Annotated in this window: 25 protein-coding genes and 3 pseudogenes; 18 read left to right on the top strand and 10 right to left on the bottom strand. The window is 59.0% G+C overall.

The genetic code is table 11. From position 1 onward, the window contains the following. Positions 1-208 precede the first annotated feature (208 nt). The 5 genes from porK (at position 209) to porN (ending at position 4,769) form a co-directional block, all read left to right on the top strand. A complete protein-coding gene (gene porK, locus ACFQT0_RS02845) occupies positions 209-1,228 on the top strand; it encodes a T9SS ring complex lipoprotein PorK/GldK (RefSeq protein ID WP_380200225.1) in 1,020 nt (339 codons plus the stop codon). A 116-nt stretch (positions 1,229-1,344) separates the two neighbouring features. Then, on the top strand, positions 1,345-2,118 hold the full coding sequence (porL, locus tag ACFQT0_RS02840; RefSeq protein WP_380200223.1) for a type IX secretion system motor protein PorL/GldL: 774 nt from the start codon (positions 1,345-1,347) through the stop codon (positions 2,116-2,118). 49 nt (positions 2,119-2,167) lie between these two features. Continuing rightward, on the top strand, positions 2,168-3,748 hold the full coding sequence (gene porM / locus ACFQT0_RS02835; RefSeq protein ID WP_380200221.1) for a type IX secretion system motor protein PorM/GldM: 1,581 nt from the start codon (positions 2,168-2,170) through the stop codon (positions 3,746-3,748). Between the two features lie 59 nt (positions 3,749-3,807). Continuing rightward, positions 3,808-4,398, top strand: coding sequence for a hypothetical protein (locus tag ACFQT0_RS02830; protein WP_380200219.1), 591 nt, complete (start codon positions 3,808-3,810; stop codon positions 4,396-4,398). Next, entirely contained in the window at positions 4,377-4,769 is a 393-nt protein-coding gene (porN, locus tag ACFQT0_RS02825; RefSeq protein ID WP_380200217.1) for a type IX secretion system ring subunit PorN/GldN, read from the top strand. Before ACFQT0_RS02830 ends, porN begins: the two co-directional genes overlap by 22 nt. A 129-nt stretch (positions 4,770-4,898) precedes the next feature. Here the strand turns inward: porN and uvrC are convergent, their stop codons facing one another. The 8 genes from uvrC to ACFQT0_RS02785 form a co-directional block, all read right to left on the bottom strand. Beyond that, complete coding sequence (gene uvrC / locus ACFQT0_RS02820) at positions 4,899-6,722, bottom strand: excinuclease ABC subunit UvrC (protein ID WP_380200215.1); 1,824 nt, start codon at positions 6,720-6,722, stop codon at positions 4,899-4,901. A gap of 159 nt (positions 6,723-6,881) precedes the next feature. Further along, a complete protein-coding gene (locus ACFQT0_RS02815) occupies positions 6,882-7,511 on the bottom strand; it encodes a penicillin-binding transpeptidase domain-containing protein (RefSeq protein WP_380200213.1) in 630 nt (209 codons plus the stop codon). 23 nt (positions 7,512-7,534) lie between these two features. Next, entirely contained in the window at positions 7,535-8,977 is a 1,443-nt protein-coding gene (locus ACFQT0_RS02810) for a transglycosylase domain-containing protein (RefSeq protein ID WP_380200211.1), read from the bottom strand. Next, positions 8,904-9,221, bottom strand: a complete 318-nt coding sequence (locus ACFQT0_RS02805) for a hypothetical protein (RefSeq protein WP_380200209.1) — start codon at positions 9,219-9,221, stop codon at positions 8,904-8,906. Before ACFQT0_RS02805 ends, ACFQT0_RS02810 begins: the two co-directional genes overlap by 74 nt. Before the next feature lie 84 nt (positions 9,222-9,305). Beyond that, positions 9,306-10,481, bottom strand: a complete 1,176-nt coding sequence (locus tag ACFQT0_RS02800; protein WP_380200207.1) for a hypothetical protein — start codon at positions 10,479-10,481, stop codon at positions 9,306-9,308. Positions 10,482-10,564: 83 nt separating this feature from the next. Next, positions 10,565-10,822 (bottom strand): hypothetical protein, encoded by a 258-nt coding sequence (locus ACFQT0_RS02795; protein WP_380200205.1) that lies wholly within the window; start codon positions 10,820-10,822, stop codon positions 10,565-10,567. Continuing rightward, the gene (locus tag ACFQT0_RS02790) at positions 10,789-11,613 is read right to left on the bottom strand and encodes a tetratricopeptide repeat protein (RefSeq protein WP_380200203.1); all 825 of its coding nucleotides are present in this window, start codon (positions 11,611-11,613) and stop codon (positions 10,789-10,791) included. Before ACFQT0_RS02790 ends, ACFQT0_RS02795 begins: the two co-directional genes overlap by 34 nt. A 48-nt stretch (positions 11,614-11,661) precedes the next feature. Continuing rightward, positions 11,662-12,402, bottom strand: coding sequence for a tetratricopeptide repeat protein (locus tag ACFQT0_RS02785; RefSeq protein ID WP_380200201.1), 741 nt, complete (start codon positions 12,400-12,402; stop codon positions 11,662-11,664). A gap of 185 nt (positions 12,403-12,587) precedes the next feature. Here ACFQT0_RS02785 and ACFQT0_RS02780 point away from each other — a divergent pair, with 185 nt between their 5' ends. The 9 genes and pseudogenes from ACFQT0_RS02780 (at position 12,588) to ACFQT0_RS02740 (ending at position 19,528) form a co-directional block, all read left to right on the top strand. Then, positions 12,588-12,821, top strand: a complete 234-nt coding sequence (locus ACFQT0_RS02780) for an AtpZ/AtpI family protein (RefSeq protein WP_380200198.1) — start codon at positions 12,588-12,590, stop codon at positions 12,819-12,821. Positions 12,822-12,940: 119 nt separating this feature from the next. Beyond that, positions 12,941-13,333 (top strand): hypothetical protein, encoded by a 393-nt coding sequence (locus ACFQT0_RS02775; protein ID WP_380200196.1) that lies wholly within the window; start codon positions 12,941-12,943, stop codon positions 13,331-13,333. A 51-nt stretch (positions 13,334-13,384) separates the two neighbouring features. Continuing rightward, positions 13,385-14,450, top strand: a pseudogene (atpB, locus tag ACFQT0_RS02770) (F0F1 ATP synthase subunit A). Positions 14,451-14,584: 134 nt separating this feature from the next. Next, entirely contained in the window at positions 14,585-14,857 is a 273-nt protein-coding gene (gene atpE, locus ACFQT0_RS02765) for an ATP synthase F0 subunit C (protein ID WP_380200193.1), read from the top strand. A gap of 179 nt (positions 14,858-15,036) precedes the next feature. Beyond that, complete coding sequence (gene atpF, locus ACFQT0_RS02760) at positions 15,037-15,528, top strand: F0F1 ATP synthase subunit B (RefSeq protein ID WP_380200191.1); 492 nt, start codon at positions 15,037-15,039, stop codon at positions 15,526-15,528. Between the two features lie 110 nt (positions 15,529-15,638). Next, positions 15,639-16,199 (top strand): ATP synthase F1 subunit delta, encoded by a 561-nt coding sequence (atpH, locus tag ACFQT0_RS02755; protein ID WP_380200188.1) that lies wholly within the window; start codon positions 15,639-15,641, stop codon positions 16,197-16,199. 99 nt (positions 16,200-16,298) lie between these two features. Next, positions 16,299-17,882, top strand: a complete 1,584-nt coding sequence (gene atpA / locus ACFQT0_RS02750; protein ID WP_380200186.1) for a F0F1 ATP synthase subunit alpha — start codon at positions 16,299-16,301, stop codon at positions 17,880-17,882. A gap of 126 nt (positions 17,883-18,008) precedes the next feature. Beyond that, the gene (atpG, locus tag ACFQT0_RS02745) at positions 18,009-18,893 is read left to right on the top strand and encodes an ATP synthase F1 subunit gamma (RefSeq protein WP_380200184.1); all 885 of its coding nucleotides are present in this window, start codon (positions 18,009-18,011) and stop codon (positions 18,891-18,893) included. Positions 18,894-19,228: 335 nt separating this feature from the next. Next, entirely contained in the window at positions 19,229-19,528 is a 300-nt protein-coding gene (locus tag ACFQT0_RS02740) for a T9SS type A sorting domain-containing protein (protein ID WP_380200182.1), read from the top strand. A gap of 53 nt (positions 19,529-19,581) precedes the next feature. On the opposite strand, the gene ACFQT0_RS02735 is transcribed toward ACFQT0_RS02740, so the two are convergent. Both ACFQT0_RS02735 and ACFQT0_RS02730 read right to left on the bottom strand, forming a co-directional pair. After that, a complete protein-coding gene (locus ACFQT0_RS02735; RefSeq protein WP_380200180.1) occupies positions 19,582-20,061 on the bottom strand; it encodes an HAD family hydrolase in 480 nt (159 codons plus the stop codon). Positions 20,062-20,149: 88 nt separating this feature from the next. Beyond that, positions 20,150-20,272, bottom strand: a pseudogene (locus tag ACFQT0_RS02730) (hypothetical protein); the annotation flags it as partial. A 413-nt stretch (positions 20,273-20,685) separates the two neighbouring features. Between ACFQT0_RS02730 and ACFQT0_RS02725 the strand changes: the two are divergent. From ACFQT0_RS02725 to ACFQT0_RS02710, 4 genes and pseudogenes are all read left to right on the top strand, one after another. Continuing rightward, the gene (locus ACFQT0_RS02725; RefSeq protein WP_380200178.1) at positions 20,686-22,428 is read left to right on the top strand and encodes an alkaline phosphatase family protein; all 1,743 of its coding nucleotides are present in this window, start codon (positions 20,686-20,688) and stop codon (positions 22,426-22,428) included. A 245-nt stretch (positions 22,429-22,673) separates the two neighbouring features. Further along, a pseudogene (locus ACFQT0_RS02720) lies at positions 22,674-23,235 on the top strand (inorganic diphosphatase). Positions 23,236-23,446: 211 nt separating this feature from the next. Next, positions 23,447-24,016 carry a DUF6766 family protein gene (locus ACFQT0_RS02715; protein ID WP_380200176.1) on the top strand — a complete coding sequence of 190 codons (570 nt, stop codon included), beginning with the start codon at positions 23,447-23,449 and terminating at the stop codon, positions 24,014-24,016. Positions 24,017-24,056: 40 nt separating this feature from the next. Next, positions 24,057-24,935 carry a hypothetical protein gene (locus tag ACFQT0_RS02710; RefSeq protein WP_380200174.1) on the top strand — a complete coding sequence of 293 codons (879 nt, stop codon included), beginning with the start codon at positions 24,057-24,059 and terminating at the stop codon, positions 24,933-24,935. The last annotated feature ends 168 nt before the right edge of the window (positions 24,936-25,103 follow it).

The following is a 25,103-nucleotide window of genomic DNA, read 5'->3' as shown; positions in this document are numbered from 1 at the left end:
TTATAAGTTAGGATAAATTCTAGTCGGCCATATTGAGCCACAAAACGGATTAACCGAGTTATTTGCGCCATTCAGCGTGTTTCCCCCTGATTTGAGCGCGTGCAGAAATTGTAAAGTATTGCACAGCATCCGAAAAAAGTGTAGATTTGCCAGCCCATCCAAATGTACTTTAGCGGTATTGGCAATTAAAACAGAATTTTAAACTCTCATGAACAAGCTTCTAGCAGTATCCCTTTTCGCTATCTCCGGAGCATTACTGGGTGGGTGTGGCTTTGGAAAAGGTCCTCAGGGTGAACTGATTGGTTCGGATGACCGTCCTATCTTCAACCCTCAGGAAGTGCCCTTCGGCATGGTGCCGTGCCCCGGTGGCACTTTTCACATGGGCCAGACGGACCAGGATATCTCGGCTTCTATGGTGAACATGAACAAGCAGGTGACTATCGCCGGCTTCTACATGGACGAGACGGAGATTACCAACAACGAATACCGCCAGTTCATGGATGCTATCAAGCAGGACTCGCTGGACGTCTTGGGCGAAGAGTACGTGATGACGGAGCTCTACCCCGACACGACGGTTTGGGTACGCGACTTCACCTATCACATGGGCGACCCGCTGCTGGAGTATTACTATACGCACCCCGCCTTCGACGAATACCCTGTAGTGGGCGTAGATTGGTTTGCTGCTAAATATTTCTGCAACTGGCGCACTAAGTTCCGGAACGCCGCGCGTGAGGAAACTGGTTATGCCAACGACCCCAACTTCCGTCTTCCTTCCGAAGCGGAGTGGGAATACGCCGCTCGCGGTGGCCGCGATTTGGCTACCTACCCTTGGGGTGGTCCTTACCTGCGCAATAGCAAGGGCTGCATGCTAGCCAACTTTAAGCCGGGCCGTGGCGACTATGCTTCCGATGGCTTTGCTTACACCTCGGAGGTAGGCTCGTTCTTCCCCAACGATTTTGGCCTTTATGATATGGCCGGCAACGTGTCGGAGTGGTGTGATGATGCTTACATGGAGGCTTCGGTGCCGGTGGTATGGGACTTGAACCCCACCAACCCGGACGACAACGAGCCCCGCAAAGTAGTACGTGGCGGCTCGTGGAAAGACATTGCTTACTTCCTCGAAACGGGTACCCGCAACTTCGAATACCAGGACTCGGCTCGCTCTTACATCGGCTTCCGCTGCTCTATGATTCAGATTGGCATGGGCTCCAACAACTCCCTCAACTAAGACTCAAAAAGGCTGACGCCATATTTAACACCCTACCCGTTTCAACACCTTCTTCAATCCCCTTTCAAAGTTAAATTCTCATGGCAGCTAAAGGAAGTTTTCTCTACGATACATTGATGCCCAAAATCTACGGCCTGGGCGCGGCTGTTGTAATTATCGGTGCATTGTTTAAGATTGAGCACTGGGACGGTGCTGACACCATGCTGATTGTGGGTCTGGGCACCGAAGCCCTGATTTTCGCCCTCAGCGCCTTCCAGCCCCAGCACAAAGAGCACGACTGGTCGCTTGTTTACCCGGAGCTAAGCGAAGGCTATGACCCTTCGACGGGCAACAGCAGCTTCGCAACTGACAACTCTGCTAAAGGGTTGACCATGAAGCTGGACGACATGCTGAAGAACGCCAACGTTACCCCCGAGGCGCTCACCAGCCTGGGCCAGGGCCTGAACCGCCTCAGCACCACCACGTCGCAGCTGTCGCAGCTGGGCGAGGCTACCAACGTGACCGACGAGTACACCAAGAAGGTGCGTTCGGCTGCCGATTCGCTGGACAAAATCAACGTCGCTTACGGCAACACAGTAGAAGCTATTTCGGCCATGTCGAATGCTACTTCCGATGCCAAAGAATACCACATGCAGGTTCAGAATGTGACCAAGAACTTGGGCGCTTTGAATGCTGTTTATGAAATGGAGCTGCAGGATGCCAACACGCACCTCAAGTCCATGAACCAGTTCTACGGTACGCTCAGCAAGGCCATGGACAACATGACCCAGGCCGGCAAAGACACCGAGCAGTTCCAGAAGCAGGTAGCCGACCTCACGGGCAACCTGACCTCGCTGAACCGTGTGTACGGCAACATGCTGAATGCCATGCGGGCTCCGGCCCAAGCCTAAGTCTTAGGCGGCAAACTAGTTCTTCATCTACTTATAGAGGAAACATATAATGGCAGGCGGAAAAGAAACCCCGCGGCAGAAGATGATTGGCATGATGTACCTCGTGCTAACGGCTCTTCTGGCGCTCCAAGTAAACTCAGCGATTCTGCTGAAGTTCAAGTTCATCGACGACAGCTTGCTGAGCGTCAATGACAAGACTTCGGTGGCTGCCGACGGTACCGTAAAAGGCATTCAGGCGGCCGTGGTGAAAAACCAGAACCAAGCCCGTGACCAGGCCGTGTTGAAGCAAAGCGAAGAAATTCGCCAGAAAACCAAAGACATGGTCGCCTACCTACGCGACGTTCGTGAGCAGCTGTTGAAAGCTACTGAGAACACCGGTGGCGAAGTGAAGAACATGAGCGGCGAAGACAAAGTCGCCATGACCATGCTCGGCGGCAAAAAGAACGGCATCGCGTACACGTCCATGAAGCCCAAGCTGAATGAGTACGCCGAGTACATGAAGCAGTTTGTACCTTCGGCCTCTCCGCTGGCGCTTGATGCCAAAGAAGATACCCGCGTTACCGAAAAGGGCCAGAAGACGAAAAACTTCGCAGAGCTCAACTTTGAGAACACTCCGGTGGTAGCCGCCCTGGCGACCATCTCGCAAAAGGAAACCGAGATTCTGAAGCTGGAAGCTGAAGCCCTTCAAAAGCAGGCCGAGAAAGTAGGTGCCAAAACCATCGTATTTGACAAAATTGGCGCTTTCGCCAGCGCAGAGTCGAACACGGTAGCCGCCGGTACCAAGTACAAAGCCGAATTGTTCCTGACGGCTTCGGCCTCGAGCATCAGCCCCCGCATGACTCTGAACGGTAGCCCGCTGCCCGTAGGTCCCGATGGCAAAGGCAAGGTGGAGTTCACGGCTCGTCCCGGCAACTTCGATGCTTCCGGCAGCGCCAAAGCATCCTGGACCGGTACCATCCGCTTCAATCAGAACGGCCGCGATACCACGTTCACCGTGAAGGTGCCTTACACCATCACCAAGCCGGTGATGCAAATCCAGTCGGCTTCGGTACAGGCCCTGTACTTGAAGTGCGGCAACAAGCTGAACGTATCGGTGCCCGCTTTGGGTGCTCAGTACAAGCCGAGCTTCTCGGCATCGGGCGCTGCTGTATTGGCAGGTGCTAAGACCGGCGATGTAACGCTGGTGCCCAACTCGAAAGAGGTGACCTTGAACGTGAGCAGCGGTGGCAATGCCATCGGCTCGCAGACGTTCCAGGTACGCCCGATTCCCAAGCCCACGATTGAGTGCTTCGTTGGTGGCCGTCAGGTAAACGAAAAGCAGGGTACCCCCGGTACGGCTGTGCGTTCGATGACGCTGCGTGCTATCCCGGATGCCGGCTTTGCTACCTTCCTGCCCGACGACGCTCGTTACCGCGTGTCGAGCTACGAGGTGACGCTGGTTCGTGGCCGTCGCCCTGCCATGCAGACGCGCACCATCAACGGCCCCGAGGCTAACCTGAGCGATGTGGTGAACTCGTACCGCGAAGGCGACCGCCTCTACATTGAGGTAAAAGGCGTTCAGCGTCTGAACTTCCAGGGCAACGTGGAGTCCGTCAACGTGTCCAAGCAGTTCAACGTGCCCCTGTTGTAATAATTACGGCCCTGGCCACGTTAGCGAACTATCTTAAAGTCAATTTGCTTTTGCCCGATATGAAATCCATTCACACTTTGGCCGCTATTGCGGCGGGCCTGACGCTCTCGTTGACGGCTGCAGCCCAGGAGCAGGCCACTACGGCGACCAGCACGGGTTCGCACCGGCCGATTCCGCCTTCCGACCAAATGTTCCGCAAGAGCATCTGGCGCCAGGTGGACCTGCGCGAGAAGCAGAACAAACCCATGTTCTCTGAAGGCAAGGAAATCAGCCGCATCATCCTCGAAGCTGTGAAGCGCGGCGAACTGCAGGCTTATAAATCTGACTCGCTGACTTCTACCTTTAACCCCCAGGAAGTAACCGGCAACATGTCGTTTGTTGACGAGGGCTTTAAGCTGAGCGACGAAGAAAAAGCCGCTGGTTTCAGCGAGAAAGACCTGGCTGGTGGCGGCGACGACTGGGGCGCCCCGGCTAAGAAAACCACTGCTCCTGTTAAGAAGGTGGCAAAGCTGGACGCTGCCGGCAAGCCGATGAAGGACAAGAAAGGCAAGACCATTATGGTCGCTGCTGCTCCCACTCCTGCAGCTGCTCCCTCGGCAACGAGTACCGCTACAAGGACCTGTATGAGATGGAGATTAAAGAGGATATGATTTTCGACAAGAAGCGGTCGAGAATGTATCACGACATTAAGTCCATCACTTTGTTCGTTCCGTCTACTTTGCCTTCGAACACTTCGGGCATCGAGAAGCCCATTGGCACGTTCAAGTACAGCGACCTGGTAAAGGTGTTTCGCGCCAATCCTGAGAACGCCATCTGGTTCAACGCCGAGAACGATGCTCAGCACAAGAACCTGGCCGACGCATTTGAGCTGTGGTTGTTTAACTCCTACATCACTAAGGTGTCGAACGCTGGCGACAGCCGCTTGGACGACATCTACGGTGGCGCGCAACAAGGCATCCTGGCTGCTGCACAGACCTCTGCTGACCTGATTGAGTACGAGTACAACCTGTGGAGCTTCTAGACCACGGATTGGCTCGGATTTAAGCGGATTTCACGGATTTTGTAGACGATTTTTAAAGTTGAGCTAAAAGGCCCCTGCAGTGATGCAGGGGCCTTTTTCTTTTTGGGGTGGTTGTTGCTGACTCCTTAATTACTGGCGGGGCGGGGGAGGGGCGGGCGCGTCATTTTCGGCGAAATAGCTTTGCAGGACTTTGGTCTTGGCCTTGCCTACTTCCGCAATCAGCTCCGCCTCGGTCAGCTCGCGAATTTTCTTCACCGACTTGAATTTATTGAGCAGCTTATCGGCCGTGATGGGGCCGAGTCCCTTCACATCAGTCAGCTCAGTTTTGAGTGTGGCGGCGTCGCGCCGGGAGCGGTGGAAGGTGATGCCGAAGCGGTGTACTTCGTCGCGCATGCGCTGGAAAAGGCGCAGGGACTCGCTCTTCTTGTCGATGTAGAGGGGCAGTGGGTCGTTGGGCACGTAGATTTCCTCCAGCCGCTTGGCGATGCCGATGACGGCCATCTGCCCCCAGAGGTTGAGGTCCTTCAGGGCCTTGACGGCCATGCTGGCTGGCCTTTGCCACCGTCGACGATGACGAGCCTGCGGCAGGCTGGCGCCTTCGTCTACCAGGCGGCGGTAGCGCCGCGACACCACTTCGTACATGGAGTCGAAGTCGTTGGGCCCGATTACGGTTTTGATGTGGTAGTGGCGGTAGTCTTTCTTGCTGGGCTTGGCGTTGCGGAAGCACACCATGGCCGCCACCGGGTTGTCGCCCTGGAAGTTGGAGTTGTCGAAACACTCGATGTGCTTAGGCAGCTCGGTGAGGCGCAGGTCCTTCTTGATGGTTTCCATGATGCGCACCTCGTTTACGTCCTTGCTGCGGTCGTTCATGCTCTCCTTCTCCTTGCGGGCGTAGAGCACGTTTTTTAGGGCCAGCTCAATTAGCTTGCGCTTGTCGCCGATTTGCGGAACCGAAACGGTTACGCCGGGCAGCGGTAGCTCAATTGCTACGTTGGTGAGGATTTCGCGCGATTCGCTTTCGAATTCCTGGCGCATCTGCATCACCAGCGGGGCCAGGATTTCGGCGTCTTCCTCGTCCAGCTTCTTCTGCACTTCCAGCGATTGGGTCAGGATGATGGACCCGTTCATCACCTTGAGATAAGTGATAAAGGCCGACTTCTCATTGCTGGCAATGGCAAAAACGTCGATGTTGGTGAGCGTGGCCGAGACAATGGTGCTCTTCACCTGGAAAGCCTCAATCTTGTCGAGCTTAACCTTGAACTGGTGCGCCAACTCGTACTGCATGTCCTGGGCCGCGGCCGTCATCTGCTCCCGGAAGTACTGCTTGGGCACGCGCAGGTCGCCGTTGAAGATGTTGCGGATTTGCTGGATGTAGCCGTTGTAACGGGCTTCGTCCTCGTGGTTTTCGCAGGGCCCTTTGCAGTTGCCGAGGTGATACTCCAGGCACACCTTAAACTTGCCGACAGCCACGTTTTGCGGGCTCAGGTTGAAGTTGCAGGTGCGCAACGGGTACAGGGCCCGGATGAGCTCCAGCAGCACGTTCAGGGCCGTGCCGTTGGCGTAGGGGCCGTAGTAGCGCGAGCCATCGTTAATCTTGTTGCGGGTAGGAATGAGGCGCGGAAACCGCTCGTTGGTTAGGCAGAGGTAGGGATAGGTTTTGCCGTCCTTGAGCAGGATGTTGTACTTGGGCTGGTGCTGCTTGATGAGGTTGTTCTCGAGCAGAAAGGCATCAGACTCCGAATCGACAATCGTGAATTCGATGCGTTTGATGTTCCTGACCAGCTGCTGGGTTTTCTTGTTGTGGTCCTGCTTGGTGAAGTAGCTGCTCACGCGCTTGCGCAGGTCGATGGCCTTGCCCACGTAGATGATGCCTTCATCGTCAAAGTACTTGTACACGCCGGGCTTGTGGGGCAAGGCGCTTATCTGGGCTTGTAGGTGCTCTTTGGCGGCCATAAATGACAGGTTTGGTCGCGGACTAGCTCCGCTGAACTGCGTTTGTACGGATTTCGCCGCCGAAAGAATGGCCGGGATTTCGCGTACCGGAATTAACAAAAAGTGGCCGGCGAAAGGTCGCCGGCCACGAAGTAAAAGGGCAATGTTGGTTTCTGAGGCTTAAATGTCCTCGTCGCTCAGGTCGACGGGGTCGCGGCGGTCGAGCTTCTGGGCATCGGGAATGGTGTCGCGCTGGCCGCCGTAGTATTTCGAGCAGTCGATTTCGATGCTGAGCGGCGCGGCGGGCTTGGGGAAGGGCGCCGTGCTGATGCCGATGCTCTTGTCCTTGTACACCTTCTGCATAAACAGACCGTAAAGCGGCAGTGCCAGCCGCGCGCCCTGCCCGTAGGTGCCGTTGCGGAAGTGAATACTGCGGTCTTCGCCGCCTATCCACATGCCGCACACCAAGTCGGGGGTGATGCCCATAAACCAGGCGTCGGAGTAGTTAGACGTGGTGCCGGTTTTGGCGCCGATTTCATAGGGGAATTTGAACCCTGAGTGCAGGATGGTGCTGGTACCGCCGGGCTCGGTGGTGCTGGCTTGCAGCATGTAGGTCATCAGGTAGGCCGTTTCCTCGCTGAGCACTTCCTTGGTCTGGGGCACAAATTCGCGCAGCACGTTACCGTTCTTGTCCTCAATGCGGGTAACCATGATGGGAGCCGTCCAGATGCCTTTGTTCACGAACGTGCCGTAGGCGCCGCACAGTTCGTAGATACTGCAGTCGGATGCCCCGAAGCCGATGGCCGGCACGGGGTCAATCTCAGATGTGATGCCTAGCCGCTTGGCATACGTGACGATGGTTTCGGGGTGAGCTTCATCACAAGCCAGGCGGTGATGGAGTTCATGGAGCGGGCCAGGGCCTGCCGCAGCGTGAACACGCGCCCCGAGAACCCGCCCTCGAAGTTCTTGGGCGTGTAGGGCTCGCGGCCGCGCACGGCGGGGAAGGTGGTGGCCACGTCGGGCCGCGGGAAGCACGGCGAGTAGCCCTGGTCGATGGCCGCGGCATACACGATTGGCTTGAAGGCTGAACCGGGCTGGCGCTTGCCCTGGCGCACGTGGTCAAACTTGAAGAACTTGTAATTGGCGCCGCCCACCCAGGCCTTAATCTGGCCGTTGAGCGGGTTCATGGCCATAAAGCCGGCCCGCAGGAAGCGCTTGTAGTACGCCAGCGAGTCGAGCGGCGACATCATCATTTCCTTTTCGCCCTGCCAGGTAAACACCGGCATCTTGTACTTCTTGCGCAGGTAGTAGTTCACCGAGTCGCGGTTGCCGTCGTAGATGTTCATCAGCGACTTGTAGCGCTGGGTGCGGCGCATCGAGATGTTCAGAAAGTCGGGAATGACCTTGCCGTTTTCGTCGCGCCAGGGCAGCTGGCCTTTCCAGTGCTGGGTAAACCACTTCTGCTGCAACGCCAGGTGCTCGGCCACCGACTTCTCGGCGTAGGTCTGCATGCGCGAATCGATGGTAGTATAAATTTTCAGGCCATCGGAATACAGGTCGTGGTCGGTTTCGCGGGCCCAGGCCAGCAGCGACTTGGCCACCTCGGCCCGGAAATAGGGCGCCAATCCCTTGCTGGGGTTCTCCACCGAATACTTCAGCACAATGGGCTTGGCCGTGTCGGCCGCCAGTTCGGCGTCGGTGATGTAATTGGACTTGGCCATCTGGCGCAGTACCCAGTTGCGCCGCTTGCGCGAGCGGTCGGGGTGCACCACGGGGCTGAAGCGGCCCGGGGCGTTCACAATGCCTACCAGCGTGGCTGCTTCGGGCGTGGTCAGGTCCTTGGGCTTCTTGTTGAAGAAGGTTTTGGCTGCGGTGTTGATGCCGAAGGAGTTCGAGCCGTATTCCACCGTGTTCAGGTACATCCGCAGAATTTCGCGCTTGGTGTAGTTGCGCTCCAGCCGAATGGCCAGAATCCATTCCTTAGCCTTGGTGATGAGCAGGCCCAGCTTGCCATTGCCGTTCAGCGCACCATCGTTGAGGTCGGCCCGGGTACGGAACAGCACTTTTGCCACCTGCTGGGTAAGGGTTGAGCCACCGCCGTTGCGGTTGAACGTGGCCACGCCGGCTACCGCCCGAAACACGCTTTTCATGTCGATGCCCGAGTGCTGCTCGAAACGCACGTCTTCGGTGGCAATGAGGGCGTCAATCAGGTTCTGTGGCAGGTCTTTGAACTCGACGGGCGTGCGGTTCTCGCGAAAGTATTTGCCGAGTAGCACCCCATCGGCCGAGTAAATTTCGGAGGCCAGGCTCCGAGCGCGGGTTTTCCAGCGTTTTCAGGTTGGGCATGCGCCCGAACAGGTTCAGGAAGTTGCCGCTCACGGCCGCCACAAACAGCCCCATGCCCACAATGCCTGCGCCAAAGAGCACCCACATGGTGCGCGTGAAGGCCGTAAACCGCCCCTTGCGCGCTGGTTTCAGAGGCAGGGGCTTGGGGCGGCGGGCCGGAGAGGAAGTAGGCATATCAGCAAAAACGGAATAATTCTGTAAAAATAAAGCCTCCGGCGTGGGCCGGAGGCTCTAGGCCTTTCCCGGCCCGCAAAAAAGTTATTTGTAAACGCGCTGGTAGAAGGTCAAATATCCGGCCAAATCGCCAGTGGCTTGCAGCAAGGCGAGGTTTTCCATACTGATGACCAGCGTCTGGTAGCCGGCCCCGCGCAGCCGCGCCAGCGGCGACTGCGGCCCCCGCAGCTTGGTGGCGTAGCTCTGGGCCACCTTAGCGCCCGGCAACGCCCGCACCACCACCAGGTTTTGGTCGGCGCCGAGCGATGGGGTTTCGATTTGTAGGTTGTTGGCCTTGAAGAACCGATTGTTGTACGTTCCCAACTGCGTAGGCAGGTCGGCGGCGGCGGGAGCTGCTTTGGGAAACACCAGCACCACGGCATGAGGGCTGCTTAGCAACGTGGTGTAGGCCGTGGCGGGCGCTTCTATGGGAGCAGGAGCAGTGCCAGGAGCCGCACCGCTAGGAGAAGTGGGGAGGGGAGTAGCCGGAGCCGTGGTGCCTGGCGCGGGAGCTGAGGCTGACGCGGCGCCGGTTGGTGCGGCTTTAGGTGGGGTAGCCGCCGTTGGGCTGGGAGCAGGCTGGAAAGGCGTTGCGGTAGTCGGCGCTGGTACCGCGGTGCCATTAGGCGCTAGTACTTCCGTTTTGGGAGCCGCCCCGGAAGGAAGTTTGGTCGCATCCTTGGGCACATCTTTAGCGGGAATAGGAGCGGGCTGATTCGGGTTTAGGGCCTTGGCTGGCGTTTCGTTTTCGCGGTACTGAATGCGCAACCGGTTGTCAACCTCGCCGGGGCGGAAAATGGAGATGACGGGCTTCTCGGTGGAAGCCAAGGCTCCGGCTATTTGCCCGCTGCCCTGCTTGCGGTAGGTTTCGGCCAGGGCCTGGGCTTGCGGCGCCAGTGGGCTATCGGGGTAGTTCTTGTAGAACCGCTCCACCGAAGTCCGCGCCGTTAGCGGCGGTTGCGTCCGGATAATCAGCAGCGTTTTCAGGTAAGCTACCCGGTCGGCCAGGTCACTTTTGGGGTACTGCTTTTCGGTGCGGGCCAGTACGGCCGCGGCTTTGGTAAAACGCTGGTTTTTGTAGTGAGTGAAGGCTGAGTCGACGCGGACGGCCACGGCATTGTGCAGGGCCGCCTGGTGCTCGCGGTAAAGCGGGTCGGCAATCAGCTTGGCGTAGATGGAGGTTGGGAACTCACGCTGCAGTGCGGCCGCATATTGAGCCATCTTGGCGGCGTCAGGCTTGTCCTTGTAGTGGAGGTACAGCAGGTAATAGGCATCCGGGGCGTGCTCGCCGCGGGGATAGCGGGTTATTTGCTTTTCGTAAGTTTCAAACCCTTTCTCCCGCTCCTTGAGCCTGCTCTTTGTAGATGCCGGCCAGGCTCGTACAGCGCCGCTTCCACTTGCATATCCGAGGCCTTGAGCTGTTCGGGAGAGAAAGGCAGGCTGCTCCGGTACTGCGCCATCAGAGCCTGCTTCTGTGCGGCCGGGTCGGCGGCGGCTTTGGCGGCGGCGGTGTCGAGCCGTCCGGCGTTCACGCCGGCGCGGGCATTGCCTGTGATGGCCATCGGCACGCCGCCATTGGCTGGCGCGTTGGGCGAGCGGCTGGCCTGGCTGCTGGTGCGCCAGTTGTCCTGCAGCTGCCGGTCGCCCCACTTCCGCACAAAGTCAGCGCGCGCCGTGCCCAGGGTGGCCGGGTTGTCGAAATACCATTTGCCCCCGCTGGCGGCCGCCGTGGGGTCAAAGGCCAGCGGGTCGTTGGTGGGGGCACCGCCGGGCAGCGAGGTGTTGCCGCTGCTGGTGGTGCGCGAGGCCAGCTCCGTGGCCCGGTCGCTGATTTTTGCAGGGCCGCTACCCGGTCGGCCTCCTTCTGGTTAGCAGCTATCTCGGCATCGGCGTACAGGTTGAGCCGTTGGTCGAGCTCGGCGGGGCTCAGCTTGGCCAGGGCCTGCAGGCTGTCCTGCGTTTCGATGATGGTGTACTGCTTGGCAAATTCCCGCAGGATGTCGCTGCGCTCCTTGATGGCGGCGTAGGTTTTGGCCTCCTTCGACAGGTTCTGCACCGTGCTGTCATAGTACGCGGCGGCCAGGCGGTACTTCTGCAGGTCTTCGTAGTAGATGCGGCCCGCCAGCAGGTAGGTGTAGCTTTTCTGCAGCGGGTTAGTCGTGGTGGCCTTGATGGACTTCTGCAGCAGCTTGAGGGCTTCGGCGTAGTTCTTCTCGCGGTAGTTCAGGCGCGCCATTTCGTAGTACACCTTGTCGCGGTAGTCCTTGTTCTTCGAGTCTTTCAGCAGGGCCGCGAAGTATTTGTCCAGCCGGGCGCGGTCTTTCTGGCTCAAGTCGGATACCTGAGCCAGCATTAGCTTGGAGAAGAAGTCGAGCCTCGTAGGGCGGGTTGCGCGCCAGAATCAGGTTGAGCTGGTCGTAAGCTTTTTATTCTCGCCGGCCTCCTGGTAGAGTTGAGCCAGAATGTAGCGCGTGCGCGACCGTTCATTCTTGGCCTCAATCAGCGGAATGGCCTTCTCTAGCTGCGGAATGGCCTTGGCCGGCTCGTCGGTTCGGATGTAGTAGTCGGCCCGGGTCAGGAACAGCTGGCGGGCGTCCTTGGGCAGGCCGGATTCTTTGTCGAGCAGGTCCGACACCGCCTTGGCGCTGTCGTATTCGCCTTCGGCCACAAACGTGCGCATCAGCCCAATCAGGGCTTCGTGCTTGGCGTTGGCGTCCTTGCTGGTCGAGTTCACGTACTTAAACGTCTGCGCGGCGTCGGTGAACTGCATCTGGTAAAACCGGGCCCAGCCTACCAGCACGTAGGCGTCGTCGGTCCAGTCGGACCCGGGCCGGTGCTGAATCGGCATCGACGCCTTCTTGATAATGTCGACCAGGTCGGCGCGGTTGGCCCGCACCGAGTTGCTGTCCAGGGCCGGAAACAGCGGCAGCGTCTGGTTGTAGTCGTTCACGCGGCCGGCGTAGAGCTTGTCTTCGGTGGCTTGCAGCTTCTCGCGGGCCAGGAAGTAGGCATTGTCCCGCGCCGCCACGTTGTTGAAGGCGTGGGCCACCAGGTTTTTGTCCGACGCGCAGCCCGCCACGCCCAGCCCCAAAAGGAAGACGAGGAGGGCAGCCCAGCGGTATATCTGCAGGTATCGTATCAAAGCCAAAGGAAGGAGTGAAGGCAACCAGCCGGGAAAGCAACGCGCGCGAGAACCCGAAATGTTCGTTCGGGCGTACACACGCCGGTCAGCTAACGCAGGCGAAGAGGTAAAATTACGTTTTTCCCGGAGCAAACTCCGCCTCGCCCGCACCGTACCTTTGTACGGCTGCCGCACTTCCTGGTCTCATGTCCCCACCGCCTGTACCTGAGCCCAATGGCTCCACCCGCTTTCGCACCTTCGCCAAGTACTCGGGCATCGCCTTTCAGATGCTCGCCATCATCGGCCTGAACACCTGGCTCGGCACCTGGCTCGACGACCATTACCAAACCGCCAATCCCTGGTTCACCATCGCACTGATGCTGCTGGGCTTGCTGCTGGCCCTTTACCAGGTTATCCGCTCGCTCACCAAAGAATCCTGAGCGGCGGGGCGCGACCTTTGTAGCTCAACGAGCCGGGCCCGGGCGGCGTCAGGTTCTTTTTACAAATTATTATTTCGAAGCCCGGTTTGCTTAAACCTGGCTGTTGCTTCGCCCAGTTCATGGCCCGTTTTCTATTTCAATTTGGGGCCTTTGTGCTGGTGCTGGCGGGCGCCATCTACGGGCTGCGGGCCGTATCGGGCACCCTGCTCATTCACCCGCTCACGCCCTACACATTGGGCTATATGGCCCTGCTTACCCTCATAACCTACTGGATTACGGCCCGGCTCGTGGCCGTCTCGCCCGACCATTTTATGGCGGCCTACTTCGGCGGCATGGTCATGCGGCTGCTGCTCTCGTTGGGCCTTGTCGTCATTTATCTTTTTCGGGGTGGCGCCCACGAAGGCCACGGCACGTATACCTTCCTCGGAGGCTTCTTTGTCTTGTACTTCTTGTGTGCTGGATTTGAAATATGGGCTATTTTGAGTAACTTGCGGCCGTTTTCGAAAAAGTAAGTCTCGGAAAAATAGGATGTTAGCCGGGAATCGGACTTTAATTAACTTTGAATGAAGCGTTTACTAGTAGTTCTTTTTTGTATTCTGTCCTTTCCCGTTTTTGCTAACGAACCCGGCGGAGCACCCGAAAAAGAGGAGGCGTTCAACCCCGGCGAAATGATTTTGCACCACATCGGCGATTCGCACGAGTGGCACTGGTTTTCGGCGGGCGACAGCCATTTCACCACCTACCTGCCCATTATCGCTTACCGGCCCGGCCGCGGCCTGTCGGTGTTCTCCTCGCATAATCTGGCTGCCGGGCATGAAGGCGGCGAAGGCCCCGTCTACGACGGCCTGAAGCTGGAGCACGAAAAACTCGTGTCGACCGATGGCAGCCCCGTCTACGATTTCTCCATCACCAAGAATGCGGCCTCGCTGCTGTTTAGCAGCCTGCTGCTGCTGCTGGTGTTCACGGCCGTAGCCCGTGGCTACAAAAAGAACCACGGCCGCGCCCCCAAAGGCATTCAGTCGTTCTTCGAGCCCATCATCCTCTTCATTCGCGACGAGGTAGCCAAGAAGTCCATCGGCCCCAAGTACGAGCGCTACATGCCGTACCTGCTCACGATATTCTTCTTTATCTGGTTCAATAACATGTTGGGCCTCATGCCCGGAGCCGCCAACCTCACCGGCAACATTGCCGTAACGATGACCCTTGCGCTGCTCACGCTGGTTATCACCCTGGCTAGCTCTAACAAGTACTACTGGTCACACATTTTCGCCACGCCCGGCGTGCCCAAGGCCCTGCTGCCCATCATGATTCCGGTGGAACTGATTGGCATCGTGGTAAAGCCTTTCTCGCTGATGGTGCGACTGTTCGCCAACATTACGGCCGGTCACATCGTAATTCTGAGCTTTATCAGCCTGATTTTCATCTTCAAAACGGCTGCCCTGGCGCCGGTGTCGCTGGCCTTCGGCCTCTTCATCAACGTGCTCGAGCCTGCTGGTGGCCATTCTGCAGGCCTACATCTTCACGCTGCTCACCGCCATGTACATCGGCGGCGCCGTGGAAGACCACCACGACGCGGATTACCAGATGGGCTACGACGACGGCTCGCCTACGACCCACGTCGCTCACTAAGTATTAGTCAGTAATAAGACCTCTGCCGGCTGGCTGCCGGCAGCGTGGTTTCCCTTTGTTGCGCCGGTCCGCTGCAATCCCCCCCGCGGCGGTCCCGGCAATTTTTTACCATTTTTTCTCTTTTCCCTTTTTTTATGTTGCTTTCTTTGTTGTTGCAGGCCGTGGCCGCTGTTTCTGATTCGGCTGGTCTGGCCGTAATGGGTGCTGGTATCGGCGCTGGTTTGGTAGCGCTGGGCGCTGGCCTGGGCATTGGCCGCATCGGCGGCAGCGCCATGGACGCCATCGGCCGTCAGCCCGACGCTTCGGGTAAAATCCAAACCGCTATGCTGATTGTAGCCGCCCTTATCGAAGGTCTGGCGCTGTTCGCAGTGGTAGTTTGCTTGCTGATTTCTTTCAAGCTTCGCTAGAAAGCCGCGGAATCAGGCAGCCCGTCGCGCGTCGCTTCGGCGCAGGCGCGGCGGGCTGCTTTTCGTTTCATTGCTTAATTGTTGAGTGTTAACCTATTGATGGCTGGCGAATTGAGCTGACTTTCGACTGAATCACTGGCCAACAAGTTAATAATCAACAGTTTTACCAATATAGAACCATGGAAATTGTAACCCCCAATTTCGGCCTGATTTTCTGGCAGTTGGTTATCTTCCTGCTGGTGTTGTTTCTGCTGGCAAAGTTTGCCTGGAAGCCCATCCTGCTGTCGCTCAAAGAGCGGGAAGATTCCATCGACAATGCGCTGCGCATGGCTGACCAGGCCAAGATTGAAATGCAGCAGCTGAAAGCTGGCAACGAAAAGCTGCTGGCCGATGCCCGCCACGAGCGTGACCGCATGATGCAGGAAGCCACCGTGATGGCCAACCAGCACCGCGATGCCGAAAAAGCCCGCGCCACGGAAGAAGCCAACCGCATCATCCAGCACGCCCGCGAAGCCATCCAGCAGGAGAAAAACGCCGCGCTAGCGGAAGTGAAAAACACCGCGGCCCAGCTGTCGGTCGACATCGCCGAGCGCATCCTGCGCCGCGAGCCTGGCCGAGCCGGCCGCTCAGACGCAACTCGTGGATTCGTATTTGAAAGACGTAAAACTTAATTAGGTGATGAGGTAATAAGTTATGAGGTGATGAAGTGCTGGCAAGCCCGCGCATTCCTTTCACTACCTCATCACTTCATTACTGTATCTCCTCATTACCAAAAAATAATATGGCTGACCAACGAGTAGCGGCCCGCTACGCCAAGTCCCTCCTCGACTTGAGCAAAGAAATGGGCACGCTGGAAACGGTGAAGCAGGACATGGACCTGCTGAGCAAGACCATGGCCGAAAGCCGGGACCTGCGCCTGCTGCTGCGCAACCCGATTGTGAAGCACGACAAGAAGCTGGCCATCCTCACCGCCATTTTCCTGGGCAAGGTGTCGGACATGACCATGCGGTTCTTTACCATCCTCACCCAGAAAAACCGGGAGTCGGCGCTGGAAAGCATGGGCACCGAGTTTCAGGTGCAGTACAACGCCATGCAGGGCATCCAGATGGCGGAGGTGACTTCGGCCACCCCGCTGACCGCTGCCTCGCGGGCCGAGCTGGAAAAGCTGGTAACCCAGCAGACCGGCCTGACCAATGTGCTCCTCTCCGAGAAGGTGAACCCGGACCTCATCGGCGGCTTTGTGCTGCGGGTGGGCGACCAGCAAATCGACGACTCGGTGCGCACCAGCCTCCGGAAGATGCGCATCTCCTTGCAAGAAACTACTTATCAACAAAAATTGTGATGAGGTGAGGTAGTGACGAGGCAATGAGGCGATTTTATCCCTCTTCCTTATTCACCGCTTCATAACTCCATCACCTCATTACCTCATCACTCCAAAAACATGGCAGAAGTACGTCCGGACGAAGTATCCGCAATCCTGCGGCAGCAGCTGTCCAATTTTAAGTCCGAAGCCGAGCTGGAAGAAGTCGGCACCGTATTGCAAGTTGGCGACGGTGTGGCCCGCATCTACGGCCTGAGCAAAGCCCAAGCGGGTGAGCTGATTGAGTTCGAGACCGGCCTGCAGGGCCTCGTGCTCAACCTCGAAGAAGACAACGTAGGTGCCGTACTGCTCGGTGACTACTCGGGCATTCAGGAAGGCGCCACCGTGCGTCGTACCAACAAAATTGCCTCCATCAAAGTAGGCGAAGGCATCGTGGGCCGCGTGGTAAACACGCTGGGCCTGCCCATCGACGGCCGTGGCCCCATCACCGGTGAGCTGTACGAAATGCCCCTTGAGCGCAAAGCTCCCGGTGTAATCTACCGTCAGCCGGTAACCGAGCCGATGCAAACCGGCATCAAGTCGATTGACGCCATGATTCCGATTGGCCGTGGTCAGCGCGAGCTGATTATCGGTGACCGTCAGACCGGTAAGTCGGCCGTGGCCATCGATACCATCCTGAACCAGCGCGAATTCTTCGAAGCCGGTCAGCCCGTGTTCTGCATTTACGTGGCCATCGGCCAGAAGGCTTCGACCATCGCTCAGGTGGTGCAGTCGCTGACCAAAGGCGGTGCCATGGACTACACGGTGGTAGTAGCTGCTCCGGCCGCTGACCCGGCGCCGCTGCAGTTCTACGCTCCCTTCACCGGTGCTGCCATCGGCGAGTTCTTCCGCGACACGGGTCGTCCCGCTCTCGTGGTTTATGACGACTTGTCGAAGCAGGCCGTGGCTTACCGCGAGGTGTCGCTGCTGCTCCGTCGTCCTCCCGGACGTGAGGCTTACCCCGGCGACGTATTCTACCTGCACAGCCGCTTGCTCGAGCGGGCCGCTAAAATCAACTCGTCGGACGAAATTGCCCGCGACATGAACGACCTGCCCGAGAGCATCAAGCACTTGGTGAAAGGCGGCGGTTCGCTCACGGCATTGCCCCTGATTGAGACGCAGGCGGGTGACGTATCGGCTTACATCCCGACCAACGTGATTTCCATCACCGACGGCCAGATTTTCCTCGAGACGAACTTGTTCAACTCCGGTGTGCGTCCGGCCATCAACGTGGGTATCTCGGTGTCGCGCGTGGGTGGTAACGCCCAGATTAAGTCGATGAAGAAAGTGGCCGGTACCTTGAAGCTGGACCAGGCTCAGTTCCGCGAACTGGAAGCCTTCGCCAAATTCGGTTCCGACCTCGACGCCTCGACCAAGCTCACCATTGAGCGTGGCCGTCGCAACCTCGAAATCCTGAAGCAGCCCCAGTTCTCGCCCGTGAAGGTGGAAGACCAGGTGGCCATCATCTACGCCGCCACCAACGGCCTCCTCGACAGCGTTCCGGTGAACCGGGTGCGTGAGTTCGAGAAGGAGTTTGGCCAGGTGATGAACTCGCGCTACCCCGACGTACTGAAGGCCCTGAAGGCCGGCAAGCTGGAGGACGCTGGCACCAAGGCCATCCGCGAGGTAGCCAAGGACGTGTCGGCGAGCTACGCAACTAAATAGCTATTAGCCATTAGCTGCTAGCTGTTAGCTTTTTCGTTGAGATAAGCCCGCAGCTAGCAGCTAACGACTGGTGGTTTGAATCAAAAGGCTAACAGCTCGCAGCTGTCAGCTAAAAGCTAACAAAGAATGGCAAGCTTAAAAGAAGTCCGCAGCCGCATTCAGTCGGTGAGCAGTACGCAGCAGATTACCAAAGCCATGAAAATGGTGGCGGCGGCCAAGCTACGCCGTGCTCAGGACAACATCGTCCGGATGCGGCCCTACGCCCAGCGCCTGAACACCATTCTGGCGAACCTGACGCGCACGGCCGATAACGACATCGTGAGCGACTACGGCGTGGCCCGCGAGGTCCGCCGGGTACTGGTTATTGCCGTCACTTCCGACCGTGGCCTGGCGGGTGCGTTCAACTCGAACGTATTTAAGGGCGTGAATGCGGCGATTGCCGAGCGGTACTCGCACATTCCCATGGCCAACATTTCGTTCCTGGCCATTGGCAAGAAGGCCCACGATTACTACGGCCGCCGCGGAAACCTGGTGGGCAACTTCACCCACGTCTTTGCCAAGCTGTCGTTTGAGACGGTGCGGGAAGCCGCTGAGCTAGCCATGGACGGCTTCCGCAACGGTACCTACGACGAAGTGGTAGTGGTGTACAACGAGTTCAAGAACGTGGCCACGCAGCTCATCCGCGCCGAGCAGCTCCTGCCGCTGGTGCCCTCTGCGGCGCCCGTTGCGGCAGCCCCGACGGCCAACGTCGACTACCTGTTTGAGCCTTCGAAGGAAGAAATCGTGCAGACGCTCATTCCGCAGTCCATCAAAATTCAGCTCTACAAAGCCGTATTGGAAAGCAACGCTTCGGAGCACGGCGCCCGCATGACGGCCATGGACAAAGCCACCGACAACGCCGGTGAGCTGCTCAAGGCCCTCAAGCTGACCTACAACCGGACGCGTCAGGCAGCCATCACGACCGAGATTCTCGAAATCGTGGGCGGTGCCGAAGCACTGGCCGCTGGCTAAGATTCAAGCTGAACTATATATAAAGGCCCGTTTCCAGTGGAAACGGGCCTTTTTTTGTGTGCTGGAAGCAAGTGCAGAGAGGGGACTTTAGGGGCTGTCAAAACGCAACGGACGGGGTTCGTCGTGAATGTTCAGGAGTTGGACGTGAATGCGGGCCAACTGGACAATGCAAGCATATCGTCCCGCTCGAGGCTGCGTTGAACGGGCATCGCCGCGCTGCTGGCGAAGCTGCTATTCTATTCTCTCCTTCTTTCCACACCTTAGCTATGTTTACCATCACTTCGTCCGCTCTGCTTTCCAGTAGCCGGCAGCTGGCTATGCCACTGCCTTTATTTATGTTATTGGCGGGGCCGGCAGCCCGGGCCCAGACGGCCGCTCCGCTGGCGGATTTAACCGTGTATCCCAACCCGGCGCATATCCGGGCCACGGTGCAGGTGCCGGCGGTGCCGGGCGCCACCCGCGCCACCGTAACGGTAACCGATGCCCAAGGCGCAGTGGTGTTCGAGCAGCCGGTGAGCATTCTGGAAACCGGCGGCACCACCGAAGTGCCGCTGCTAGGACGGGCGCCGGGGCTGTACCACATACAGGTGAAAGTAGGTGACCAGCGCACGGCCCGGACGCTGAAGGTGGAGTAGCCAACCGTAGCGCTTCACGCAGCGTGAGCTAGTGTTAGCAGGCTTACGAGACGCTACAAGTGCATGTACTGCCGCTGGGCTCGCTGCTTGTCGGGCTTGGGAGCTTGGGCCTGCTGCTCGAGTAGCTCCAGCAGCCGCTCGGGGGTGAAGCCCGTGAAGTCTTTGATGACGGCGAGCGGGGCCTGGAAATCCTTTTCCTTGAGCGAAGAGGCCACCGCCACCACGCGCATGCCGGCTTTGTAGGCGGCCTGCTCGCCCAACACGGCGTCTTCGAACACAATGCAGTTTTCAGGTTTTGCGCGCAGCTTGGCGGCCACTGCCGAGAAGGTATCGGCATGGGGCTTGCCGCGCTGCACGTCTTCTTTGCCAATGATGACATCGAAGTGGCGGCGCAGGTCGAGGTGGTCGACGATGTAGGCAATGGTTTCGGGCGGCGAGCCGGTGCCCAGCCCAATTTTGAATCCTGCCGCGCGGGCCGCTTCCAGAAACGCGACGAGGCCGGGCATGGCGCGGCGCTTGTTCCAGTACAGCACCCGGTACAGCAGGCTCGCGCTGGCCGGCGTATTCCTTGAGCTGTTTCTCGGGCACAGGGTCGCGAAACACCGTCTTCAGGATGTTGGTAGCCGGCATGCCATTGAGCCGGCGCAACAGTTGGCGGGCGTTGGTGGTCAGGCCCAGGTCGCGGAACAGCAGCTGGAAAGCGCGCGCCTGGTAGGGCGTGTTGTCGACGAGCACGCCGTCCATGTCGAAGATGAGGGTGGGTTTCAAGGGAATGAAGAGTGAAGAATGAGGAATGAGGAATGAGCGAACGACAACTCCCCTCCTCAGTTGAGGAGGGGATGTTCGAACCGAAGGTTCGGACGGGGGTGGTTGAGCCGTTGAACGAAACCCGGACGATGCCAGCTCAACTTGAGGGCATTCGGGAGGAGATAACCAAACGCAGCTGAACGAAACACGGACGATTCCAGCTCAACTCGTTCGGGTATCGTTGGCTACGCCGACCTTCGGTTCAACGAGGGCAACCACCCCGCCTGGCGCTTCGCGCCAGCATCCCCTCCTAAAAAAGGAGGGGAGTTGTCCGCCAAACTCCTCACTTTTCACTTTTCATTCCTCATTCTTGATTGGGGGTATCTTTGCATCCGCTTACCTGTTTTCCTTTGAAAAAGATACTTCCCTTTGCCCTGGCGGCCCTACTGGCCGGGCCGGCCTTCGCCCAGAAACCCAGCAAACCCCTGCCCCGGCCCAAGCTCGTGGTGGGCATTGTGGTCGACCAGATGCGCTACGACTACCTCTACCGCTACTGGGCCAAGCTCGGCTCGGGCGGCTTCAAGCGCCTGCTGGGGGAGGGCTTTAGCTTCGAGAGCTGCCACTACAACTACGTACCCACCTACACCGGCCCGGGCCACGCCAGCATCTACACCGGGGCCACGCCCTCGGCCAACGGCATCGTGGGCAACAACTGGTATGAGCGCGAAACCGGCCGGAGTACTTACGTGACCGAAGACAAGACCGTGCAGAGCGTGGGCGGCACCGGTGCGGCCGGTGAGCAAAGCCCCCGCCACATGATGACCACCACCATCACCGACGAGCTGCGACTGGCCACCAATTTCCAGAGCAAGGTCATCGGCGTGGCCATGAAGGACCGGGGCAGCATCCTGCCCGCCGGCCACTCGGCCAACGCCGCCTATTGGTACGACGGCGGCAACGGCAGCTTCATCTCCAGCACCTTCTACCAGAAGGCTTTGCCCGAGTGGGTGGTGAAGTTCAACCAGCGCGGGCTGGCTACCAAATATCTGGGCCAGACCTGGAACACGCTCCGCCCCATTGCCGAGTACACCGAAAGCTCGCCCGATAACGTGAGCTGGGAGTCGGCCTTCAAGGGCGAAGCCGCGCCGGTGTTCCCGCACGACCTGCCCGCCATCAGCGGGGTGCCGGCCGCGGCCCGCAAAGACAACCTGCCCGGCCCCGCCACCCAAACCGCGGCCGACGGCAAAAACACTTCGGCCACGCCGCAGGCCGGCGCCACGGCGGCCAATGCCGCCACCCCAACCTGGGCCTGCTGCCCAGCACGCCATTCGGCAACAGCATCACCACCGACATGGGCCTCGAAGCCATCCGGGCTGAGCAGGCTGGGCCAGCGCGGCATCGTCGATTTTCTGGCTCTGAGCTACAGCAGCACCGACTACGTGGGCCACCAGTTCGGGCCCAATTCCATCGAAGCAGAGGACACCTACCTGCGCCTCGACCAGGAGCTGACCCGCTTGCTCAACTACCTCGACAAAACCGTGGGCAAGGGCCAGACGCTGGTGTTTCTGTCGGCTGACCACGGCTCGGCGCATTCGCCCGAGTTCCTGAAGGCCCACAGCCTGCCGGCCGGCGTGAGCGGCGCCAGCGTGGTGCGCGACACCCTGCAAAAGCGCCTCGTGCGCCGCCACGGGGCCGGCAACTGGGTGTTGAGCTACGAAAACCAGCAGGTCTACCTCAACCGGCAGCTGGCCGCCGATAAGAAGCTCAAGCTCGCCGACCTGGCCGAGGAAGTGGTGCAGGTGATGGTGCAGCAGCCCGGCGTGAGCCGCGCCCTCACCGCCGAAGACATCCAGAAATCGCACTGGGACAACGGCATGCTGATGTTCCTCGAAAACGGCTACTACCCCAAGCGCTGCGGCGATGTGATGGTGGTGCTGGAGCCGGGCTGGTACGAATCGTACACCTACCCCGGCAGCAAGGGCACCACCCACGGGGCGTCGTGGTCGTATGACACCCACGTGCCGCTACTTTTTTGGGGCTGGCACGTAAAGCACGGCGAATCGGCTACTCCCGTGAAGGTGGTGGACATTGCTCCCACCATGGCGCGCTTCCTGCACATTCAGGAACCAAGCGGCAGTTCGGGGGGCCGTTAAATGAAATGATGAAGTAAAAGGCCGTTGACCGGCAACTCCCCTCCTCAGTTGAGGAGGGGATGTTCGAGCTTTAGCTCGGACGGGGTGGTTGCCCTCGTTGAACGACACCCGAACGATTCCAGCCCAACTCGTTCGGGTGTCGTTCAACGAGGGTAACCACCCCAGTGTCCGCTTCGCGGCCACATCCCCTCCTTAGAAAAGGAGGGGAGTTTTTGTTCTGTCTTATTCCAATCCATTGACGTTAAATGACTAACCATTTCAATCCCTGGCACGACGTGTCGCGCGGCGACAACAACCCGCAGGTTGTGCAATCCATCATCGAAATTCCCAAAGGCAGCAAAGGCAAATACGAGCCTGGACAAAGAAAGCGGCCTGCTGAAGCTCGACCGTGTGTTGTTTTCGGCCGTGCACTATCCCGCCGCCTACGGCTTTATCCCGCAGACCTATTGCGACGACAAGGACCCCCTGGACATCCTGGTGCTCTGCTCCGTCGACATCGTGCCCATGTGCCTCGTGGAGGCCAAAGTAATTGGCGTGATGCAGATGGTGGACCAGGACGAAGAAGACGATAAAATCATCGCAGTGGCCGCTCACGACATTTCCGTGAACCACTACAACGACATCAGCGACCTGCCCCCGCACACGCTGCTGGAAATGCGCCGCTTCTTCGAAGACTACAAAGCCCTGGAGCACAACAAGCACGTCACCGTAGAGCGCTTCATGGGCAAGGAAGACGCCTACCGCATCATCAACGACAGCATCAAGCTGTACGAGGAGACGTTTGGCGAAAAAGTGCTGGCGAAATAGCGCCAGACTATTTGTTGGGCTGTTGAGCTTAGCGGGAATTTATCCGCGCATCAGCCTTTGAATACATCAATATTTTACTTTCTCCGTAAAGGCGAAGCATGACCATGAAACGTCCTGCTTCGCCTTTTTGGCGTTTTTTATACGAGAACAGTCTGCTGCTGGTGGTTACGGTAATGATACTGCTGACCTTGGGGGGCAGTTCGTCACCGGCTTGCTCGAGTACAACGACGAGCTTAAGGAAATGGGGCTCGCCGAGCTCACGGCCCGGCAGTACCTAACCTCGGGCCACTTCCTGGAAGCCACGTTTGAAAATTGGGAAAGCGAGTTCCTGCAGATGGCCCTCTACGTGATGCTCACGGTGTGGCTTCGCCAGAAAGGGTCGTCGGAATCGAAAAAGCTCTACGAAGAGGAAGACGTGGACGCCGAGCCCGACCCCACCAAGAAAGACGCCCCCTGGCCCGTGAAGCGCGGCGGCTGGGTGCTCACCCTGTACAAGGCCTCGCTCAGCATCGCTTTTACGCTGATGTTTTTCGCGTCGGTGTGGCTGCACGCCAAGGGCGGGGCCGAAGTTTACAGCATCGAGCAGATACACCAGGGAAAATCGGCGGTAACCACCTGGGGGTACCTGGGTACCTCCCGCTTCTGGTTCGAGTCGCTGCAGAACTGGCAGAGCGAGTTCCTGAGCATCGTGAGCATTGTGGGGCTCAGTATTTTCCTGCGGCAGCAGGGCTCGCCCGAGAGCAAGCCCGTGGATGCGGCTAATTCCGAAACGGGCAAGTAGCGCGTAGCCCACCGTGGGGCCGGCGGCGCTAATTTTGCCTGTGGCCAATTCGCTTTCTCCTGCTTCTGCTGCTCCGGCGTCCCGCCACCCGCTGGGCCGCCTGCTCGACGCCGTGCTTTACAGCAGCGCGTGGCTGGCCGTAGCGGCAGCAGCCCAGACGGCGGCCACGCTCCACCAGTGGCCGCCCCTCGCTGCGGGTGGCTACCACCTGCTGGCGCTGGTGTTTGCGGCCACCATGCTGGTGTACAACCTCGACGCCGCCTTGCCCTTCAAGCACCGAGAGCCGGCGGGTACCTCGGCGCGCAAGGCCTGGCAGCAGCGCCACCGCCTGCTGCTGCTGGGGCTGGCCACCGGGGCGGCTGCCGTGGCTGGCTTCTTTTTCGCCGATGGCTGGTGGCGCTATTTCCCGCTGCTTACGCCGCTGGTGGGGCTGGCGCTGCTGTACTCGTGGCCTGTGTGGCGCTGGCGGGGCCGGCCCCACGCCCTGCGCGAAGTGCCGCTGCTAAAAGGCTTCGTGATTGCCGCCGTATGGACGGCCGTGACCGTGGGCCTGCCCGCGCTGCTGCTGGGCCGGCCGGTGCAGGCCGTAGCCGGGCTGCTGGGCCAGCGGTTTTGCTTGATAATGGTCATCACCATCGTGTTCGACATCCGCGACTACGGGCGCGACCGGCGGGCGGGCACCCGCACGTTTCCGGGCGTGCTGGGAATTGCCTGGGCCAAGCGGCTGGCGCTGGCGTTTCTGGTGGCCTCAGTGGCGCTGGGCCTGGCGCGGGGCGCTGCGCCGCTGGCCGTGGTGCTGCCCGCGCTGCTCTCGGCGGCCGTGGTATACGCAGCTGAGGAAACCCGCGGCGACTATTTCTACGCCCTGCTCACCGATGGGCTGCTCGTGGTGCAGGCAGTGGCGTATTTCGTGTTCTAGAGTGGTTTCGGGGTCAGGTATAGGGATGGCCGCACGGGGTAGAGACGCAACATCTTGCGTCTCGTCGTTGAACGACGATGGCTCAACGATTTGCAAGCGGCGCGGCCGACGAGACGCAAGTATGCGTCTCTACAACCTTTTGAATACCAGTTGAAAAATCTGCCTGTG

Origin of the sequence: Hymenobacter humi, assembly GCF_042665855.1 — a bacterium.
GTDB lineage: Bacteria > Bacteroidota > Bacteroidia > Cytophagales > Hymenobacteraceae > Hymenobacter > Hymenobacter humi.
Note: the sequence above shows the minus strand (reverse complement) of the source record. Positions and strands in the feature narration are given on the sequence as shown.

What these genes read in the sequence shown, in the direction of transcription:
- ACFQT0_RS02740 (WP_380200182.1), top strand. Translation starts at nt 19,229, where the DNA reads ATGTTATTGGCGGGGCCGGCAGCCCGGGCCCAGACGGCCGCTCCGCTG.
- atpF (WP_380200191.1), top strand. Translation starts at nt 15,037, where the DNA reads ATGGAAATTGTAACCCCCAATTTCGGCCTGATTTTCTGGCAGTTGGTT.
- ACFQT0_RS02830 (WP_380200219.1), top strand. Translation starts at nt 3,808, where the DNA reads ATGAAATCCATTCACACTTTGGCCGCTATTGCGGCGGGCCTGACGCTC.
- uvrC (WP_380200215.1), bottom strand. Translation starts at nt 6,722, where the DNA reads ATGGCCGCCAAAGAGCACCTACAAGCCCAGATAAGCGCCTTGCCCCAC.
- ACFQT0_RS02775 (WP_380200196.1), top strand. Translation starts at nt 12,941, where the DNA reads ATGGCCCGTTTTCTATTTCAATTTGGGGCCTTTGTGCTGGTGCTGGCG.
- ACFQT0_RS02780 (WP_380200198.1), top strand. Translation starts at nt 12,588, where the DNA reads ATGTCCCCACCGCCTGTACCTGAGCCCAATGGCTCCACCCGCTTTCGC.
- atpG (WP_380200184.1), top strand. Translation starts at nt 18,009, where the DNA reads ATGGCAAGCTTAAAAGAAGTCCGCAGCCGCATTCAGTCGGTGAGCAGT.
- atpH (WP_380200188.1), top strand. Translation starts at nt 15,639, where the DNA reads ATGGCTGACCAACGAGTAGCGGCCCGCTACGCCAAGTCCCTCCTCGAC.
- atpA (WP_380200186.1), top strand. Translation starts at nt 16,299, where the DNA reads ATGGCAGAAGTACGTCCGGACGAAGTATCCGCAATCCTGCGGCAGCAG.
- ACFQT0_RS02795 (WP_380200205.1), bottom strand. Translation starts at nt 10,822, where the DNA reads ATGGCCATCACAGGCAATGCCCGCGCCGGCGTGAACGCCGGACGGCTC.
- porL (WP_380200223.1), top strand. Translation starts at nt 1,345, where the DNA reads ATGCCCAAAATCTACGGCCTGGGCGCGGCTGTTGTAATTATCGGTGCA.
- atpE (WP_380200193.1), top strand. Translation starts at nt 14,585, where the DNA reads ATGTTGCTTTCTTTGTTGTTGCAGGCCGTGGCCGCTGTTTCTGATTCG.
- ACFQT0_RS02805 (WP_380200209.1), bottom strand. Translation starts at nt 9,221, where the DNA reads ATGCCTACTTCCTCTCCGGCCCGCCGCCCCAAGCCCCTGCCTCTGAAA.
- porK (WP_380200225.1), top strand. Translation starts at nt 209, where the DNA reads ATGAACAAGCTTCTAGCAGTATCCCTTTTCGCTATCTCCGGAGCATTA.
- ACFQT0_RS02790 (WP_380200203.1), bottom strand. Translation starts at nt 11,613, where the DNA reads ATGCTGGCTCAGGTATCCGACTTGAGCCAGAAAGACCGCGCCCGGCTG.
- porM (WP_380200221.1), top strand. Translation starts at nt 2,168, where the DNA reads ATGGCAGGCGGAAAAGAAACCCCGCGGCAGAAGATGATTGGCATGATG.
- porN (WP_380200217.1), top strand. Translation starts at nt 4,377, where the DNA reads ATGGAGATTAAAGAGGATATGATTTTCGACAAGAAGCGGTCGAGAATG.
- ACFQT0_RS02800 (WP_380200207.1), bottom strand. Translation starts at nt 10,481, where the DNA reads ATGGCTCAATATGCGGCCGCACTGCAGCGTGAGTTCCCAACCTCCATC.